The following is an 18,490-nucleotide window of genomic DNA, read 5'->3' on the forward strand; positions in this document are numbered from 1 at the left end:
AATTAAAAATTTTAACCTGAAAAATTTGCAGATTAACATAGAACATCGGGGCTATAAAATCTGCAAAGAAGTAAAATCCTAAAACTAATTTAGATTCAAAAAATAATTATCTTTGTCGCTATGATTTTACGAGGAGAAAATTTAATTAAAGAATACGGACCAAAGAAAGTTGTAAAAGGAGTTTCTGTGCAGGTTCAACAAGGTGAAATTGTCGGTTTGTTAGGTCCAAACGGAGCCGGAAAAACCACTTCTTTCTACATGATTGTAGGTTTGGTGAAGCCTACTTCTGGTAAAATTTTCCTCGATAAACAAGAAATTACCAACGATGCGATGTACCGTCGTGCCCAAAAAGGCATCGGATATTTGGCGCAAGAAGCTTCTATTTTTAGGAAATTGTCTGTTGAAGATAATTTGATGGGCGTTTTGCAGTTGACAAATCTTTCGAAAAAGCAGCAACAAATGAAATGTGATGAACTGATTGAAGAATTTTCGCTTCATCACGTTCGCAAAAACCGTGGTGACTTACTTTCTGGTGGAGAGCGTCGTAGAACCGAAATTGCAAGATGTTTGGCGACAAGTCCCAACTTTATTCTTCTCGATGAACCATTTGCGGGAGTTGACCCGATTGCGGTTGAAGATATTCAGAAGATTGTCCGCAGTTTGGTGGACAAAAACATCGGGATTTTAATTACCGACCACAATGTTCAACAGACTTTAGCGATTACACATAAAACTTACATTATGTTTGAAGGAAGAATCCTGAAAGAAGGTCTTCCGGAGGATTTGGCGAACGACCCACAAGTTCGAGAAGCTTATTTGGGTGAAAACTTCGTGTATCAAGATATTCTAAATAAATCAACGAAAAAGCATTATGTTTATAATATTTGGGCTGGAGATTTCGATTCAAAAAATGAATTCCAAGCTTATGTAGATGAGTTTTATCCTGCAACCAAAGATTTAAAATTGCTTTATGGTTTCGAAGATATTAGCTTTGCATCTTTAGCAAATTCCGAAATTGAATTTATTTTCTCAGATGTTGTTGATAAAAACGCACATAATTCTTTCGTTCTTCAAAAAACTGAATTGAAGTCCAATCAAAGTTATGAAGAAGTTGCCCGAAACGCAGAACAGCTTTCTAACACAAGATTAAAATACCTTACAACTTTCGATAGTCAACAATAAAATGGATAGTCCAGAATTAAAACAAGAGTTTCAATCCACGCCAAAACTTCTTGAAAAGCTTTATAAATACAGCGTTAGCAAAGAATATCAAGCTGGAGATGTAATTGTGGACGAAAATTCTAGCATTCGAGCGATTCCTATTGTTACAAAAGGCGCAATGAAGGTCGTTCGTACGGAGGAAGACGGCCGCGAAATTCTTTTGTATTACATAAAAGCTGGCGAATCTTGTATCATGTCTTTTTTGGGCGGAATGCACAACGAAACCAGCAAAGTGAAAGCCGAAATCGAGGAAGACGCGGAGATTCTTTTCCTTCCTGTTACCAAGGTTTCGGAGTTTATAAAAGAACATCCTGAGTGGCTCGATTATATTTTCAAATTGTATCATAAAAGATTTGAAGAATTGTTGGGCATCATCAACGAAATTGCTTTTAAAAAAGTAGATGAACGTTTACTAAACCTTCTCGAAAAAAAAGCTGAACTCACGCAATCCAACACGTTAAATGTTACCCACGAACAACTCGCCAATGAACTAGGAACCGCTCGTGTCGTGGTTTCCCGACTTCTAAAACAACTTGAAGAAAACGGCGAAGTTCAACTTGGTCGTAACAAAATTACTTTACTTTAAAAATTAGAGGTTAGAAATTAGAAGTTAGTTGTGATGTATGTAAAATTTTAATCTTTCAATCTTTTCAATCTTTTCAATCATTTAATGTTAAATAGCTAAGGGCTCTGTAACAAAAGTAGCTGTACAACTTCTTCGATTATCCCAATTTTGCATCATCATAAGATAGGAAATGGAGATAGCAGGATTTTTAGCATCAATTTTAATAGGAATTTCACTCGGATTAATTGGCGGTGGCGGAAGTATTTTAACCGTTCCGGTTTTGGTGTATTTATTCCAAGTGGATGCCGTTTTAGCAACAACATATTCGCTTTTTGTGGTTGGTGCAACAAGTTTGGTGGGCTCAACCAGTTATTTTAAAAATAATTTAATCGATTTAAAAACCGTAATCACTTTCGGTTTGCCGTCTATTGTTGGTGTTTACTTGTCAAGACATTTCATTCTTCCTCAAATTCCAAATACATTATTCCAAATTGGAGATTTTCACGTTTCGAAAAGCATGTTCCTGATGTTGGTTTTTGCAGTTTTAATGTTGGTGGCATCCTTTAAAATGATAAAAAAAGATAAGCATGAAATTTTGCCAACTAATCAAAAATACAATTATCCATTAGTGATTTTTGAAGGATTAATGGTTGGTGTAATTACTGGATTTGTAGGAGCTGGAGGCGGGTTTTTAATTATTCCAGCTTTGGTTGGATTATTAAAAACACCCATGAAAAAAGCAATTGGAACTTCTTTATTAATTATTGCAATTAATTCTGCATTCGGATTTTTAGCCTCTTATGAGCATTTCGACGAAATTAATTGGACATTTTTAATGATCATTTCTGGATTAGCAATTCTCGGAATTATAATTGGTGCTCGTTTATCAAAAAATATTGATGGTAAAAAACTAAAACCCGCTTTCGGATGGTTTGTTTTGATAATGGGAATTTTTGTAATTATAAAGGAAATGTTTTTGTAATGAATTATGAATTATGAATTATGAATTATGAATTATGAATTATGAATTATGAATCAGTTTTGATTAAGAGGCAAGAGACAAGAATCAAGAACCCAAAATCGACAACTGACAACTGACAACCATCAACTAACAACTAATAACCAATAACCAACAACCAAAACCTTCCTATGTAACAAAAGTAGCGGTGTAAGATTTTAAATAGTAAGAACTTTGTACAACTAAATTAAAGAATATGAAAATAGAACAAATTTATACAGGATGTTTAGCGCAGGGCGCTTATTATATAGTTTCCAACGGCGAAGCTGCGATTATTGACCCACTTCGTGAAACCCAACCTTATATCGAAAGATTGCAAAAAGATAATGTGACTTTAAAGTACATTTTCGAAACGCATTTTCATGCGGATTTCGTTAGCGGTCACGTTGACTTAAGTCAAAAAACAGAAGCGAAAATTGTGTACGGACCAACAGCAAATCCAGTTTTTGAAGCAATTATTGCTGAAGACGGACAAGTTTTCGAGATCGGAAATATCAAGATTAAAGTTCTTCACACGCCTGGTCACACCATGGAAAGCAGCACTTATCTTTTAATTGATGAAAACGGAAAAGAAACCGCTATTTTCTCGGGAGATACTTTGTTTTTGGGTGATGTTGGTCGCCCAGATTTAGCTCAAAAAGCCGCAAATATGTCGCAGGAAGATTTGGCAGGTTTGCTTTATGATTCTTTGCAAAACAAAATTATGCCTTTGTCGGATGATATTACGGTGTATCCAGCTCATGGTGCGGGTTCCGCTTGTGGTAAGAATATGCAAAAAGAAACGGTTGACACTTTAGGAAATCAAAAAAAGACTAATTATGCGTTAAATCAACCTAACAAAGAAGCTTTCATTAAAGCAGTTACCGAAGGTTTGTTGCCTCCGCCAGCTTATTTTGGGATGAATGTTGCGATGAACAAAAAAGGTTACGAAAATTTTGACGAAGTTTTAAATAATGGTTTAAAAGCTTTGTCAGCCGAAGAATTTGAAGACATTGCAGAGAGTTCAGAAGCTTTGATTTTGGACACTCGTTCGGCGGCAGATTTTGCAAAAGGATTTATTCCGCAGTCGATAAATATTGGTCTGAATGGTGATTTTGCGCCTTGGGTTGGTGCTTTGGTGAGAGATGTTCGACAACCGATTTTGTTAGTAACCGATAAAGGAAATGAAGAAGAAGCTGTTACCAGATTGAGTCGTGTGGGTTTTGATCATATTTTAGGCCATCTTGAAAATGGTTTTGAAACTTGGAAAAATTCAGGAAAAGAAATCGATACCGTTAACAGAATTTCTGCCGAACAATTTAGTTCAGAATATTATGAAGATATTAAAATATTAGACGTTCGTAAAGAAAGCGAGTTCGAAGCAGAACACGTGCAAAATGCTTACAGCAGACCTTTGGCGTATATTAATGATTGGATAAATGATGTAGATTCTGGCGAGCCTTTTTACATTCATTGTGCGGGAGGTTACAGAAGTATGATGGCTGCAAGTATTCTTCAAGCGCGTGGTTATCGTAATTTTTCGGAAGTTGAAGGCGGTTTTAATGCCATTTCAAAAACGGAAATTCCAAAAACTGATTTTGTTTGTCCATCTAAAAAAATGCAATTATGATTATTGATTTTCTAAAAAAGATTTTTGGTTCCGAAGATTCAGAAAAGCTGACGGAAGCTATCAAGAATGGAGCAACTTTAATCGATGTTCGTTCCAAAGTAGAATTTGCTTCAGGAAGTATAAAAAATGCGGTGAATATTCCGTTAAATGAAATTTCAAATCAAATAAACAAGTTGAAGAATAAAAGAAATATTGTGATTTTTTGCAGAAGTGGAATGCGTAGCAAACAAGCACAATCAATTTTAAAACAAGCTGGATTTGAGAATGTTTTTAATGGAGGTTCTTTACAAAACATGAAAAAATTAACGACGAATTGATTTTGAAACATTGATTTATTAGAGAATAATGTCACCGCTTTACCGTCAGTTCGAGTAGATTTTGAAAAAATCATATCGAGAACTTTTTTGAAAGAGATTTCTCGATACGCTTCGCTACTCGAAATGACCTTAAGGATAAAAGAAATCTGATGAAAATATAGATTTATCTTTAATTATTATACATCAACTTTAAATTTGAAATAAATTCCGTCCTTGCGACACATTGTAAACTAGAAAAATGAATACAGAAGAAAATAAAAATCAAGACCTAAAATGTTGCGTAACGCAATGCGACCTTCCTTTAGACAAAAAATATTGGGACACCCGCTGGGAAAATCAAGAAACGGCTTGGGATGTTGGCTATGCATCAACTGCAATCACCGACTACATGGACAAAATTAAGGATAAAAATATCTCGATTTTAATTCCTGGTTGCGGAAATGCTTACGAAGCCGAATATCTTTTAAAGAACGGTTTTCAAAACATTACACTCATCGATATTGCGCCTAAAGCTGTCGAAATTTTGCAAAGTAAATTCAGGAATGATCCTCAAATAAAAGTGATTTTAGGTGACTTTTTTGAGCATAAAGGCGAATACGATTTGATGTTGGAGCAAACTTTTTTCTGCGCAATTCCGCCATCAATGCGACAAGATTATGCGAAAAAGTCCGCTGAACTTTTACAACCAAATGGAAAAATTGTAGGCGTTATGTTTGATGCGGTTTTCGAACATCAAGGTCCTCCGTTTGGTGGTTGTCCATGCGAATACAAACTCATTTTTGAAGCTTATTTCAAAATAAAAAAAATGGAAGAATGTTATAATTCAATTCCACCAAGAAAAGGCAGCGAAGTCTTTGTTGAGCTAGAAGTTATAAAAAAATAGAATCAAGAATCAAGAATCAAGAGCCAAGAGCCAAGAAGTGATATGAAAAAATATCTCAAATCTTGATTCTTGGTTCTAGCATCTAAAATCTAAAAAAAAATGTTAGAACTTATAAAAAATCCGTGGCCATGGTACGTTGCGGGACCTTTGATCGGACTTACAGTCCCAATGTTGCTTATTTTGGGTAACAAAACTTTTGGAATTTCGTCGTCGTTAAGACATATTTGTGCGTCTTGCGCACCATCGAATATTCCGTTTTTTAAATACAACTGGAAAAGCGAAATCTGGAATTTAGTTTTTGTTTTCGGAATTTTAATTGGCGGTTTTATCGCTTTTAATTTCCTTTCTAATGGGCAACCAGTCGATGTAAATCCGAATCTAAAAACAGAATTAGCAGCTTACGGAATTACAGATTTTTCAAGTTTAATTCCATCCGATTTTATGAATTGGGAAACTTTATTTTCATTAAAAGGTTTCTTTTTATTCGTCGTTGGTGGGTTTTTAGTAGGCTTCGGAACGCGTTACGCGGGCGGTTGTACGAGTGGACATTCCATCATGGGATTGTCAAATTTGCAATGGCCATCGTTGGTTGCAACCATTTGTTTTATGTTGGGTGGATTCATCGTTGCTAATTTTGTAATGCCGTGGATTTTATCATTGTAAAGAGCCTAGAAGAAAGATTTAAGAACGTTAAATCTTAAATTTAAAACTCAAAACTTGCAATTCAAATTAAAATTTAAAAAATGAAAACATTAGATTATATAAAATTTTTAATAGCCGGAATATTCTTCGGAATCGTCATCACAAAAGCCGAACTCATCAGTTGGTTTAGAATTCAGGAAATGTTCCGTTTGCAATCTTTTCACATGTACGGTGTTATCGGAAGTGCCGTTGTAACGGGAATGTTATCGGTTTGGTTAATCAAAAAATTCAAAATCAAATCTTTGGATGGCGAACCCATAAAAATCGCTGACAAAAAATTCAACAAAGGTCAAATTTATGGCGGTTTAATCTTTGGATTTGGATGGGCGATTACAGGCGCTTGTCCAGGACCATTGTTTGCGCAAATCGGAACTGGCGCTTTGGTCGTAACGGTGACGCTACTTTCAGCAATTTTCGGAACTTGGGTTTATGGTAAATTCCGTGAAAAGTTGCCGCATTAGAGATACGAGTTATGAATTATGAATTATGAGTTGCGAGTTACGAGGCTCGTGATGCGAGTTTTGAGTTACGAGGTAGAATTTGCGGGTTTTATCAATCTTAGAAGTTTATGACATGCTTAACCTTAAACCTTAAAAACCGAAACTCGTATCGTCTGACTCATATTTTTCCTACATTTATGGTTCGCAAATTGAAATATGAAAAATCCTTTCAACCGAACCATTACTATCTATGGAATATTTAAGCAGCTTCAACCTTTCATTAAGCCTTATCGTTTGATGATTTTTTGGACGCTGCTTCTTACTTTGTTGGGCGCTTTGGCGGCGCAAGTCAACCCAATTGTCCTGAAATATACCGTTGATGAGGTTCAAAAATTGATTGACTTACCAAATCCTATGCAGGAAGGAATTCATATTTTGGTCGTTATTTCGATTATTCTTTTGGTGAAGGAAATTTTGAACATTTTTATCAATTTCGGACAGAAATTTTATGGTGAAAAAATTAGAATTAATGTTAGTTCAGAGCTTGCACAACGAGCGATTGATAAAATTCTGACCTATAAGGTTTCCTATTTTAATGACGAAAACCACGAATCTGGAAAGCTTCAAACCCGCATCGATAGAGGAATTGAAAGTTTAACAAAGCTCGTGCAAAACTTTTTTATCGATATTTTACCACTTTTTACGACATCGATTATTGCGTTAATCGTGATGTACATGCAGAATGCGTATGTCGGTTTGGTTTCTACGATTATTGTTCCGATTTATTTTTGGGTGAGCAATTTACAAGCTAAAAAACTTTCTGGAGTCCGACGAACATTGAGAAATCAACGTGAAGAAAAAACTTCGGGTTTGCTCAATCTCATCAATTCAATTTTGGTGATTAAAAGTTTTGTTCGAGAAAAATTTGAAGGTAAAAAACAATACGACCTCCAAATGCAACTTATGGAAAGCCAGTTGTACACGCGTAAAACGAATTTTTTCTATGATGGATTAAAAACTTTTATCGAGCAAATTGGCGTTGTTTTAATTATACTTTTGACTGTTTATTTGGTTCTCGATCAGCAGATGACGATTGGTGCAATTATGTTGCATATTATGTTGTTCAACAACGTTTCTTCGCCTATTCGTCAGCTTCATAGGATTTATGATGATATGAATGATGCGATGATTTATGCGGAAGGTTATTTTGATATTTTAAATGCCGATGACGAGGAAGAACCGAGTGGAACTTTTGTTGAAAAGGAAATAAAAGGAACTTTTGAGCTTCGAAATGTATATTTTTCTTATCCCAACGGAACGCAAGCACTTTTTGATGTCAGTATGTTAATTGAATATGGTAAAACCACAGCATTGGTCGGACTTTCAGGCGCTGGGAAATCAACTGTGATTAATTTGTTGTGTAAATTTTATCTTCCAGATTCTGGTAATATTAAGTTGGATAATGTGGATTTAAACGATTACGACAATACTTTTTTAAGGGATGATATTGGTTTGGTGCTTCAAAAAAATCATATTTTTAAAGGAAGTATTGAAGATAATATTCGTTATGGCGACATGAACGCCGGTTTTGAAGAAGTAGAAGCAGCAGCGAAAAAAGCTTATTTGCATGAACAGGTTTTGGATTTGCCATTGGCTTATCAGCATGATGCGACGCAACTTTCTGGCGGTCAACAACAGAGAATTGCCATTGCAAGATTGTTTTTGAAAAATCCGCCAATTATTTTCTTAGACGAACCAACGGCAAGTTTGGATGCGATTGCAACGGAACAAATTAAAAACTCTTTGGATGCTATTAAAAAAGGACGAACAGTGGTTATTATTTCTCATTCGTTGTCACAAATTATCGATTCGGATGCGATTTATGTCATGAAAAAGGGTCGAGTGGTAGAACATGGAAACCATGATGAATTATATCATTTAGACGGAACTTACAAAGAAATTTTTGATGCTTCAGCGCGAAGTTTGAACCTCGATTTATTGGTGAAAACGTATAAAGATGAGGAATAGTTAATTTGAAATTTGAAAAAGGTAGAACCTGAATTTTGAATTATAGGTGTGTTACTCTAAATGTACCCTTTTTCTGTAATAAGAATTCCCAAATGATTAAATGGTAGTTCGTTTTTTTATAGAAAATCCTGGCAAGTTAATTGTTGAATGTAGATTTCAAAATTTTATAAAAGAATGAAAAAATATATCGCTATTACTTTAATTTTAGCTTTAACATTGAGTTCTTGTAATAAAGTTGAAGAAAAAATCAACGAAAGCATCGACCAAGCCACAGAAACTGTAAAGCAAAAAGCCCAAGAGCAAGTAAAAGAAACCATGGATAAAGCCGTGAATGAAACGATAAATTCGGTTACTAATTCGCAAAACGTAAGTTTTCAAGAGGTTTTTCCAAATGCAAAAACGGATATTGTTTCCGATTTTAAAGGCAAAAAAATGAAATTTCCGAATGGAAGTCCAGCTTATTTCTTAAAATACAAAGCCGACAGAACTGAATTATTGCAATTAATGGCGGCTCAACCAACAGCCGACGAAGGAAAGTCTGATAAAGAAGCTCAAAAAATCGATGGTCAAAAGTTTATTGACCAACTAAGTTTCTTCGAGAAATTTATTCCAGATGGTGTTTTAGATACCAATTTTTTAAATGAAATTAAAACCGACAAATCAATAGAATTCTACAGAATAAAGCGCTTTCCAAATAAATCAACGATTATTTTTAATCCAAAAACAAGCGTGATTTACCAATTTGTGGAGGTTTCCTAAAAATTTAAGTTGCTTTTATTATAATAAAACATAGATTTAATTTTCATCAAATTAAATTATTTGAAGCCTAAAAGTGCGATAAAAAACCGTATTTTTAGGTTTTAATTCTATAAATATGACATTCAAAGTATATACAAAAACAGGCGACAAAGGCGAAACTGGTTTGTACGGTGGAACAAGAATTTCTAAAGCGAGCTCGCGTGTAGAATCTTACGGAAACATCGATGAACTCAACGCTTTTATTGGAGTTGCCAAATCTTATGTTACAGATTCTAGAGTTTTAGAACAATTGAAGAAAATTCAATTTGACTTGTTTACAGTGGGTTCTGAGGCTGCAACGCCAATTGATAAATTGTTTTTAGCAAACGGAAAAGCACGTTTACCTTTGGTGATTTCTGAAAAAGAAATTGAAGAATTGGAAAATTGGATTGATGCTTTCGAAGAAGAATTGGAACCACTTCAATATTTTATTTTACCTGGAGGCGGAAAAGCGGCAACGCATTTTCACGTAGCAAGAACCGTTTGCAGAAGAGCAGAAAGAAGTATGGTTTTCTTGAATGAATCCGAAGAAGTTCGTCCAGAATTGATAAAATATTTGAATCGTCTTTCAGATTATCTTTTTGTGTTATCAAGATATATTTCAAAAATCGAAAACGAGCCAGAAGAATATTGGAATCCAAGTGACAGAACTTAGTTTAGATTCATAAATGAAAATTCTGAAGTTAAATTAGCTTATCGAATGAAGAAAGCATTGCTTTATATAAATGGAGAACCACCGAAAAAATTAGTTGATTTTTCTAAATACGATTTGGTGGCGTGTACAGATGGAGCGTTGAATTATCTTTTAAAATTTGATTCTGAAATTGTTTCAAAATTAGATTTTATTTCTGGCGATTTTGATTCGCATGAGCGATTAGATTTGGTTGACGACAAATTCATAGAAACGCCCGATCAAAACAAAACCGATTTCCAAAAAGCTTTAAAAATTATCCTTGAAAAAGGAATTGAAAATGTTGATGTTTACGGTGGAAGCGGCGCCGAAATGGATCATTTTTTAGGAAATTTAAGCGTTGCCGATTTTATGAAATCAAAAATGAAAATTCAGTTTTTTGATGAGTTTTCCAGTTATTATTTTATTCCGAAAAATTTTGAAATTTCTGGTGTTCAAGGCAAGATGATTTCACTTTTTCCGTTTCCAAAAGCCGAAAGTATTACGACAAAAGGATTGAAGTGGCCACTTTACAAAGAAAACTTAAAAATAGGTGAACGCATCGGGACGCGTAATATTGCTGAAAATGATGTGGTTACGATAAAATATGAAAAAGGAAATCTTCTAATTTTTGTTGGACATTAAGTTTATCATAAAAAATATTAAAAGGTGCATTTGGCATCTTTTTTTATTTAATTTTGTACTTCTATAATTTGTAAAATCAGGATTTAAGAAATGAAAATAAAATATTCGGAGTTAATTGATCAGACCCTTTATTTTCCAACACAAGAATTCAATGTTGAGGAGAATAAGTTGACCTTTCACGATATTCCTTTGATGGAGGTTGTCGAAAAGTACGGAACCCCTTTAAAACTCAATTATCTTCCGAAAATTTCTCAAAATATCCAACGTGCAAAAGCTTGGTTCAAAGAAGCTTTTGAAAAACACGATTATCAAAAAAACTATCGTTATTGTTATTGCACAAAGTCGAGCCATTTTGCATTTGTGATAGAGGAAGCAATCAAGAATGATATTTCTATCGAGACCTCTTCTGCATTTGACATGGATATTGTTAAAAGTCTGCATGACAAAGGAAAGTTTGATAAAAGTATCGAAGTGATTTGTAATGGTTTTAAAACCGATGATTATTTGATGAAGATTTCGGATATGATCAATTCTGGTTTTGAAAATATCACACCGATTTTGGATAATTATCGTGAGTTGGATAAACTTACAGAAAGTATTGATACAACCTTTAATATTGGGATTCGTATTGCGTCGGAGGAAGAACCGAAGTTCGAATTTTATACTTCTCGATTAGGAATTGGTTACCGCGACATCATCCCTTATTACAGTCAAAAAATCGCTGAACACCCGAATGCGAGACTAAAAATGTTGCACTTCTTCATTAATACTGGTATTAAAGATACCTCGTATTATTGGAACGAATTATACAAGTGTCTTCGTGTTTATGCTCGTCTTAAGAAGATTGCGCCAGAAGTTGATTCATTAAATATTGGTGGCGGTTTCCCGATTAAAACATCTTTGAATTTTGATTACGATTATCAATATATGATTGATGAAATCGTTTCTCAAATTAAAAAATTCTGTGAAGAGGAAGGCGTTGAAGCACCAAATATCTATACCGAATTTGGTAGTTTTACAGTAGGTGAAAGTGGCGCTACGCTTTACAGAATCGTATCACAAAAGCGTCAAAATGATAGAGAAAAATGGAACATGATTGACTCGTCTTTCATGACCACTTTGCCAGATACTTGGGCGATTTCTCGTCACTTTATCATGCTTCCGCTTAACCGTTGGGATGATACTTACGAGAGAGTTTTTCTTGGTGGATTGACTTGCGATTCTGATGATTATTACAATTCAGAGCAACATACCAACGCGATTTACTTGCCAGTATATAACGATACAAAGCCTTTATATATAGGTTTCTTCCATACTGGAGCTTATCAAGATACGATCAGTGGTTACGGCGGTGTACATCATTGTTTGATTCCACAGCCAAAACATATTTTGATTAATCAAGATGATGAAGGTAATTTTACCTATGAAGTCTTTCAGGAAGCGCAACAGCCGCAAGATGTACTGAAACTTTTAGGTTACTAAAAATATAAAAGGCAGGAATATTTTTCCTGCCTTTTTTTAATCTTTATTTCTGCAATTTTCTGGGATTTTGTACATTAAGACTAAAGCCCAAATTTGTAAAACACCTTGTATCGCGTTAGCTATTGTTAAGATGGGATCCTTAAGAATATTCATCACAACAATAGGCATTGCTAAAGTCCCGACGACGACAAATCCTAATAAAATAAATCTCATCCAATCGACACCTTTTTGCATAAGATATCCCATCGCAAAAATGACTACTAAAGCTAAAAATGGAATGACATTATATGCTGGATGTGGTAATTGGTCGAACTTCCAAATAAAAATTCCTATCCCGATTGCGCCAGAAAGATAAACGAGATTCCCAGCTTTTATATGATTTTCGTGGATATGGATTTCCTCCGTTCTTTTCTTATCATTAATAAGATGTCGAATTTATTCTTCCTCTTGAAGGCTAAATCGGCGTCCCCTATTTTTTAAAATATTAAAAGCATATTCAATCGATTTTGAAACATACCGATCGTTGGGAGAAATGTAAAGCTCTAATTCTTTATCATTTTTCTCTTCTAAAATTTTTCTATCTACATACATGACTTTGGAATTTGGTTATTCCTAAGATACAAAAATATAACTGATTGTCAATGGATTGTAGTGTTAAAGTTTAATGTTTGATAGATATGTTTAGGTTTATATTAAGAATATTTTATTTTGTTTAAATTAAATTCTTCCGATATATGCTTTATAAATCTAAATTTTTGTTTATTTTTAGTTGAAATGTTGAGCAATTTTAGACAGTTCCAATTCTTTATAATTGTCAACTAAAGTATTGGCTAATGTATAATCTTGCCCCAAAGTATGTTCGCTTTTGTAAGCGGCACAAAAAATACCAGCGCGATGAGATGCCAAAATTCCGTTGGTTGAATCTTCAATCACCATACAATGTTCAATCGGTTCGTTGGCGATTTCGGCAGCGCGAAGAAATATTTCTGGATGAGGTTTTGACTCCTTAAGATCTGCGCCACTAATTTTTCCAATGAAAAATGGATCTAATTCAAATTTATTAAAAACCATTTCAATGGTCGTGTTAGAAGCCGATGACGCTAAAACTAATTTGATGTTGTTGTCAAAATAATGTTGGATTAAACTTCTTACACCAGGAAGTAAATCAAATTCTGGATCGTTGTCAAAAAGTTCTTTAAAGATTTCTCTTTTCTTTTTTACCAATTCTTCCTTTTGGGCGTCGAGATTGTATTTATCAATTAATTCTAAACAAACGCTATCTGTTGTGCGACCTGTAAAAGTTTTGAATAACTCTTCGCTGACATACATACCATAATGTTTGAACATCCCGAAATAGGCTTTTCTGTGCAGTGGTTCGGTGTCTACGATAACACCATCCATATCAAATAATACGGCTTTTAGACTCATTTTTCTTTCATTTTACTAATTGCAAAAGTACTGAAAATTAATTTTTTAAGCCTAAAATCCAATTCGAAACTATATCTAACATTTTCGGTGAAATAGTTTCGGTAATTTCTCCGTATTCGTCAACACTTCCCGTTTTAGCCGTTTGGAAAAGATGATTAAGACCAGCAATTTCTTCAGTTTTAAAATTTTTGTTACCAGCTTTAGTCAAAGCCATTTTAATGGCTTCAAGATTTGAATTCGCAGAAACTTGTAAATCTAAACCTCCGTTAAGCGCTAATACGGGGATATTGATTTTAGACCAGTTTTCTGCAGGTTTGTATTGAAGGAAATAAGCCATCCAAGGTTGTGTTAGTTGAGAATATGCAGATTTTTCTTGTGGATTTAAATTAGGAAATGTTTTCGTCAAAAAATCAGAAAAGTCAGCAGTAATATTTCTGCCTTGATAGTTTGCAATGTAATCAAACATCGCTTTTTTCTGGTCCAAATCTTTTTTTACAATATCTTCGGGAAGTCCAGCTTGTTTCAGAATATCTTCGTTTTGTTGGTACAACAATTGATTAATCGCAACGCCAGGACCAGCAAGAGAAACAATAAATTCTACATTTGGATTTTTAATCGCGACCATTGGTGCAATCATACCACCTTCACTATGACCGACCAAACCTATATTTTTGTAACCACGTTTTAATAAAAAATCTACAGCGGCATCAATGTCTCCTGCGAAGTTGGCAGATGTGTCGTTGCGAGAACCAACCGAGGATTCGCCGATACCGCGATCATCAAGTCTTAATGTTCCGATTCCTTTTTTAGCAAAATCATCTGCGATAACAGCGAAAGGTTTGTGGCCAGCAATTTCCCCATCTCGGTTTTGAGCGCCAGAACCTGTTATTAAAATTACCATTGTAAAATTTTTTTCATCCTTCGGTAAACTAATAGTTCCAGCTAAATTGTTGCCGTCTTTTGGGTTTTTAAAACTAATATTTTCGGTGAAATAATCGAAGGGAGGTTTTGGTGTTTGTGGTCTATCGAGAACTGCATTTTCATTTCCTGAATATGGTGTCAATATCAGATCAAAGCTTAAGCCGCTCTGCATAAACTTTCCAGTGATTTTATTGTCTTTAAAAATACCGAGATAAGTGATGTTTAGTTTTTTTGAAATTAGATTTAGTTGGTTGTTAATAAAACTTGCTTTTTCTAGAGGAATACCTTTTGCACCTTGCTTTGGACTATCCATTGTTGCTATTAAGTTTTCTGGAGTACCACTAAGATTAAAAATTAATGGAAGTTTTTGCCCTGAAAATTCTAGTTCGCCTTGCCAACTTCCGATAATAGTTTGTGCAAAAATCATAACATTTAACAACAAAAAACTGAATGTGAAAACTAATTTTTTCATGATTTGAATTTTATAATATTGAACGAATAATGATTTTACTTAAAATTTCACCAATAATAAAAACACCAGCGAAAGCTATATAATGCCAGGTTTTCTTAGCGTTAGTTGCAGTTTTAAAACCGAAAAACATTAAAGTAATTGCATAGGTTATTAAAGCAATACTAAGAATGGAAACCCAAACAATTGTGCCAGTTTCGTCAGGAGAAAATTGAATATTTCTAATGCCGATTGATGGATCATTTATTTTCGCTTCTATACTTTTCATTGCGGGAAGATTTGTAAAGAACGGAAAAACATAGATCGGAATCCTATACAGAAAAGAGGTATTAAGAATATCGATCATTCTGGTTTTTGGATTGATGATTCGTCCTAAAATAAAAAGCAAAATACAAGGCAAAATAATAGTAATCATATTGGCTGTAATGGCTTGTGCATAAGTCAACAAATAATATGTGTGCGCATCGATTAGCCCATCATAAATTGTAAAATAAAATTGTGAAATAAACGAACCAATAACGCCAGATATAAGACCAATTAGCATAAAGGCTTTTGATAATATCTTGGCAAGCGGATTAAAAATATATGTCCAGTACATAGGTTATGATTTTAGGTTTTTTATTTTTTCGATGAGGTCGTCCATTTTGTTGCGCATGGTCGGGTAGGAGAGTCCTGCTTGTTTTGCCATTTCTTTGATGCTACCACTGTTTAGAAAAAATTCTAGGATGAAATCTTGCTCGTCTCGGTTTAGCTTTAAGTAAAGAGGTAAGTCATAGTTTCCATTGACCACAGTGCTGCAGGATCCGCAAGTCATTTGGCTGACACGCAGCGTTGATTCGCAGCTTGGACAAAAGATTGGAAGTTTCATTATTTTAAAATTATTTTTGATAAAGTTAAAAATTATTTTAATAAAGTTTAAAAATATTTTAAGTATGAATAAATTTTATTTAAATCTAGCCATAAAAAAAGCCTCTCATAATGAAAGGCTTTTAATGATTTTTAATTTATCAAACTTGAATAACGCCAAGATTAAATTTCTCTGTAATTGGTGCATGATCCGCAGCTTCGATACCCATGCTTATCCATTTTCTAGTGTCAACAGGATTGATAATGGCGTCTGTCCAAAGTCTTGCTGCAGCATATTTTGGATCGATTTGTTTTTTATAGTTGGCAACGATTTTATCCAAAATCTCTTTACGTTCTTCTTCGGTTATTTGTTTGCCTTGTTTTTTAAGCGCAGATTCTTGAATTTGTAATAAAACAGTTCCTGCTTGTTGACCGCCCATTACTGCAAGCTCCGCCCAAGGCCAAGCCACAATTAATCTCGGATCGTAAGCCTTTCCACACATTGCATAATTACCAGCACCATAAGAATTACCCGTAATAATTGTGAATTTCGGAACAACAGAATTTGAAACCGCATTTACCATTTTTGCACCGTCTTTGATGATACCACCATGCTCGGATTTAGAACCAACCATGAAGCCTGTTACGTCTTGCAAGAAAACCAATGGAATTTTTCTTTGGTTACAATTTGCAATAAAACGTGTTGCCTTGTCAGCGGAATCCGAATAAATCACACCACCGAATTGCATTTCGCCTTTTCCGCTTTTTACAAGTTTTCTTTGGTTAGCAACGATACCAACACTCCAGCCATCGATACGAGCTGTACAACATACGATGCTTTTTCCGTAATCTGGTTTGTACTCTTCATATTCAGAATTGTCAACAAGACATTTAATAATATCAAAAGTATCATATTGTTCTGAACGACCAACAGGCATTATTCCGAAAATTTGTTCTGGATTTTCTTTTGGTGGTCCGCTTTCGATACGGTCAAATCCAGCTTTGTTGTAACCGCCAATAGATTTCATAATCGTTTTGATACGATCTAATGCATCTTTATCATCTTTAGCTTTGTAATCTGTAACACCAGAAATAGAACAATGTGTCGTTGCACCGCCTAAAGTTTCGTTGTCGATAGATTCACCGATGGCTGCTTTCACAAGATAACTTCCTGCAAGAAAAATACTTCCTGTCCCATCAACAATCATCGCTTCGTCACTCATAATTGGTAGGTAAGCGCCTCCAGCAACACAACTTCCCATAATCGCAGAAATCTGAACGATTCCTGCGGAACTCATTTTAGCATTGTTTCGGAAAATACGCCCGAACATTTCTTTATCAGGGAAAATTTCATCTTGCATTGGAAGATATACACCTGCAGAATCTACTAAATAGATGATCGGAAGTCTATTCTCCATAGCGATTTCTTGTGCACGTAGATTTTTCTTACCAGTAATTGGGAACCAAGCGCCAGCTTTTACCGTTGCATCATTCGCAACAACAATACATTGCTTTCCAGAAACATATCCAATAACCACAACCACGCCACCAGATGGACATCCGCCATGCTCTTCGTACATGTCGAATCCTGCAAAAGCGCCAACTTCGATGCTGTCGGAGTTTTTGTCAAGAAGATAGTCGATACGTTCGCGGGCAGTTAATTTGCCTTGATCGTGTTGCTTTTGTAAAGCTTTGTCGCCGCCGCCTTTTTTTATTTGGTTATAAAGTCTATTTATTTCTGAAAGTTTCAGTTTGTTTTGATCTTCACGCTTGTTGAATTCTAAATCCATTTTGTAATTTTTCTTAGAGTCTAAAAATACTTGTTTTTATAGATACGGACAAAATTTGATCTTTGATAATCTCATTTTTAAGAAAAAAACTATTTTTGAAAACTAATAATCATGTCTTAAATGGACTTTTTGCAATTTTCTATCGGCGCATATAATGTTACAAGTTTTGTAATCGGGATTTTATTGATTTTGGCCTTTTTCTACTCATTGCGAAAAAGCAACTCTTCTGATAAACTTAACCTTAGACTGCTTGGGATTTTCAGCTTAATAAGTGGCGTGCATACGTTGAAGAGTGTTATTGAATCAGTGTTTTTTCCACCTGAAGGGAATTCAGTTTCGATTTCGGATAATTATATTGATTTTGTCAACTGTACTTTTGTTATTATTTTTTGCAAAATTTTTTACGATTTATTTAGTACTTCGAGCGTTTTAAAAACTTTAGTTATCGTACTTGGGACGTTGAGTCTTTCTTTTTTTGCCATGACTATTTTAGGTCACGAAAACATTACTATAAACAACTATAATGCTTACGCCGTAATTTTTATGAAATTAATGTTTATTAGTTTTTGTATTGGTTATGTTATTTTGCAACTTAAAAATGAAGGGTGGTCTCAAATTGCTAGTGCAACTTTTGTTTTTGTAAAAGTATTATTTTTTT

20 protein-coding genes and 1 pseudogene are annotated in these 18,490 nt (G+C 34.4%); 14 read left to right on the forward strand and 7 right to left on the reverse strand.

The genetic code is table 11. The annotated features are described in order from the left end of the window. Positions 1-120 precede the first annotated feature (120 nt). The 13 genes and pseudogenes from lptB to RT037_RS12975 all read left to right on the forward strand — a co-directional run. A pseudogene (lptB, locus tag RT037_RS12915) lies at positions 121-846 on the forward strand (LPS export ABC transporter ATP-binding protein); the annotation flags it as partial. 337 nt (positions 847-1,183) lie between these two features. Beyond that, positions 1,184-1,807, forward strand: a complete 624-nt coding sequence (locus RT037_RS12920) for a Crp/Fnr family transcriptional regulator (RefSeq protein ID WP_312322530.1) — start codon at positions 1,184-1,186, stop codon at positions 1,805-1,807. 169 nt (positions 1,808-1,976) lie between these two features. Then, positions 1,977-2,768 (forward strand): sulfite exporter TauE/SafE family protein, encoded by a 792-nt coding sequence (locus RT037_RS12925; RefSeq protein ID WP_313032049.1) that lies wholly within the window; start codon positions 1,977-1,979, stop codon positions 2,766-2,768. 232 nt (positions 2,769-3,000) lie between these two features. Then, entirely contained in the window at positions 3,001-4,413 is a 1,413-nt protein-coding gene (locus RT037_RS12930) for an MBL fold metallo-hydrolase (RefSeq protein WP_313032051.1), read from the forward strand. Further along, positions 4,410-4,730, forward strand: coding sequence for a rhodanese-like domain-containing protein (locus RT037_RS12935; RefSeq protein ID WP_313032053.1), 321 nt, complete (start codon positions 4,410-4,412; stop codon positions 4,728-4,730). The genes RT037_RS12930 and RT037_RS12935 overlap by 4 nt, the downstream gene beginning before the upstream one ends. Before the next feature lie 238 nt (positions 4,731-4,968). Beyond that, positions 4,969-5,613: a methyltransferase domain-containing protein gene (locus RT037_RS12940; RefSeq protein WP_313032055.1), complete on the forward strand. Its 645-nt coding sequence runs from the start codon at positions 4,969-4,971 to the stop codon at positions 5,611-5,613. A 99-nt stretch (positions 5,614-5,712) separates the two neighbouring features. Then, a complete protein-coding gene (locus RT037_RS12945) occupies positions 5,713-6,276 on the forward strand; it encodes a YeeE/YedE thiosulfate transporter family protein (RefSeq protein WP_312322525.1) in 564 nt (187 codons plus the stop codon). 80 nt (positions 6,277-6,356) lie between these two features. After that, positions 6,357-6,776, forward strand: a complete 420-nt coding sequence (locus RT037_RS12950) for a DUF6691 family protein (protein ID WP_312322524.1) — start codon at positions 6,357-6,359, stop codon at positions 6,774-6,776. Between the two features lie 276 nt (positions 6,777-7,052). Beyond that, on the forward strand, positions 7,053-8,783 hold the full coding sequence (locus tag RT037_RS12955) for an ABC transporter ATP-binding protein (protein WP_313032087.1): 1,731 nt from the start codon (positions 7,053-7,055) through the stop codon (positions 8,781-8,783). Between the two features lie 174 nt (positions 8,784-8,957). Then, positions 8,958-9,542, forward strand: coding sequence for a hypothetical protein (locus RT037_RS12960; protein ID WP_313032059.1), 585 nt, complete (start codon positions 8,958-8,960; stop codon positions 9,540-9,542). Positions 9,543-9,657: 115 nt separating this feature from the next. Continuing rightward, entirely contained in the window at positions 9,658-10,236 is a 579-nt protein-coding gene (locus tag RT037_RS12965) for a cob(I)yrinic acid a,c-diamide adenosyltransferase (protein ID WP_313032061.1), read from the forward strand. A gap of 45 nt (positions 10,237-10,281) precedes the next feature. Further along, positions 10,282-10,896 (forward strand): thiamine diphosphokinase, encoded by a 615-nt coding sequence (locus RT037_RS12970; RefSeq protein ID WP_312322521.1) that lies wholly within the window; start codon positions 10,282-10,284, stop codon positions 10,894-10,896. Between the two features lie 90 nt (positions 10,897-10,986). Next, positions 10,987-12,378 carry an arginine decarboxylase gene (locus tag RT037_RS12975; RefSeq protein ID WP_313032062.1) on the forward strand — a complete coding sequence of 464 codons (1,392 nt, stop codon included), beginning with the start codon at positions 10,987-10,989 and terminating at the stop codon, positions 12,376-12,378. Positions 12,379-12,414: 36 nt separating this feature from the next. Here the strand turns inward: RT037_RS12975 and RT037_RS12980 are convergent, their stop codons facing one another. The 7 genes from RT037_RS12980 to RT037_RS13010 all read right to left on the reverse strand — a co-directional run bounded on the left by RT037_RS12980 (position 12,415) and on the right by RT037_RS13010 (position 17,832). After that, a complete protein-coding gene (locus tag RT037_RS12980; protein ID WP_313032065.1) occupies positions 12,415-12,591 on the reverse strand; it encodes a hypothetical protein in 177 nt (58 codons plus the stop codon). Between the two features lie 222 nt (positions 12,592-12,813). Next, positions 12,814-12,969 (reverse strand): hypothetical protein, encoded by a 156-nt coding sequence (locus RT037_RS12985; RefSeq protein WP_313032068.1) that lies wholly within the window; start codon positions 12,967-12,969, stop codon positions 12,814-12,816. 174 nt (positions 12,970-13,143) lie between these two features. Further along, positions 13,144-13,806: an HAD family phosphatase gene (locus RT037_RS12990; RefSeq protein ID WP_313032070.1), complete on the reverse strand. Its 663-nt coding sequence runs from the start codon at positions 13,804-13,806 to the stop codon at positions 13,144-13,146. 37 nt (positions 13,807-13,843) lie between these two features. Further along, positions 13,844-15,199, reverse strand: coding sequence for an alpha/beta hydrolase (locus tag RT037_RS12995; RefSeq protein WP_313032073.1), 1,356 nt, complete (start codon positions 15,197-15,199; stop codon positions 13,844-13,846). 10 nt (positions 15,200-15,209) lie between these two features. Continuing rightward, on the reverse strand, positions 15,210-15,794 hold the full coding sequence (locus RT037_RS13000) for a hypothetical protein (protein ID WP_313032076.1): 585 nt from the start codon (positions 15,792-15,794) through the stop codon (positions 15,210-15,212). Positions 15,795-15,797: 3 nt separating this feature from the next. Further along, complete coding sequence (locus RT037_RS13005) at positions 15,798-16,064, reverse strand: DUF2089 family protein (RefSeq protein WP_313032079.1); 267 nt, start codon at positions 16,062-16,064, stop codon at positions 15,798-15,800. Between the two features lie 139 nt (positions 16,065-16,203). Beyond that, positions 16,204-17,832, reverse strand: coding sequence for an acyl-CoA carboxylase subunit beta (locus tag RT037_RS13010; protein WP_313032081.1), 1,629 nt, complete (start codon positions 17,830-17,832; stop codon positions 16,204-16,206). A 120-nt stretch (positions 17,833-17,952) separates the two neighbouring features. On the opposite strand from RT037_RS13010, the gene RT037_RS13015 reads away from it, so the two are divergent. Then, a partial coding sequence (locus RT037_RS13015) for a hypothetical protein (protein WP_313032085.1) occupies positions 17,953-18,490 on the forward strand: 538 nt, incomplete at its 3' end.

It is taken from the genome of Soonwooa sp. (assembly GCF_032062245.1).
Lineage (GTDB): Bacteria > Bacteroidota > Bacteroidia > Flavobacteriales > Weeksellaceae > Soonwooa.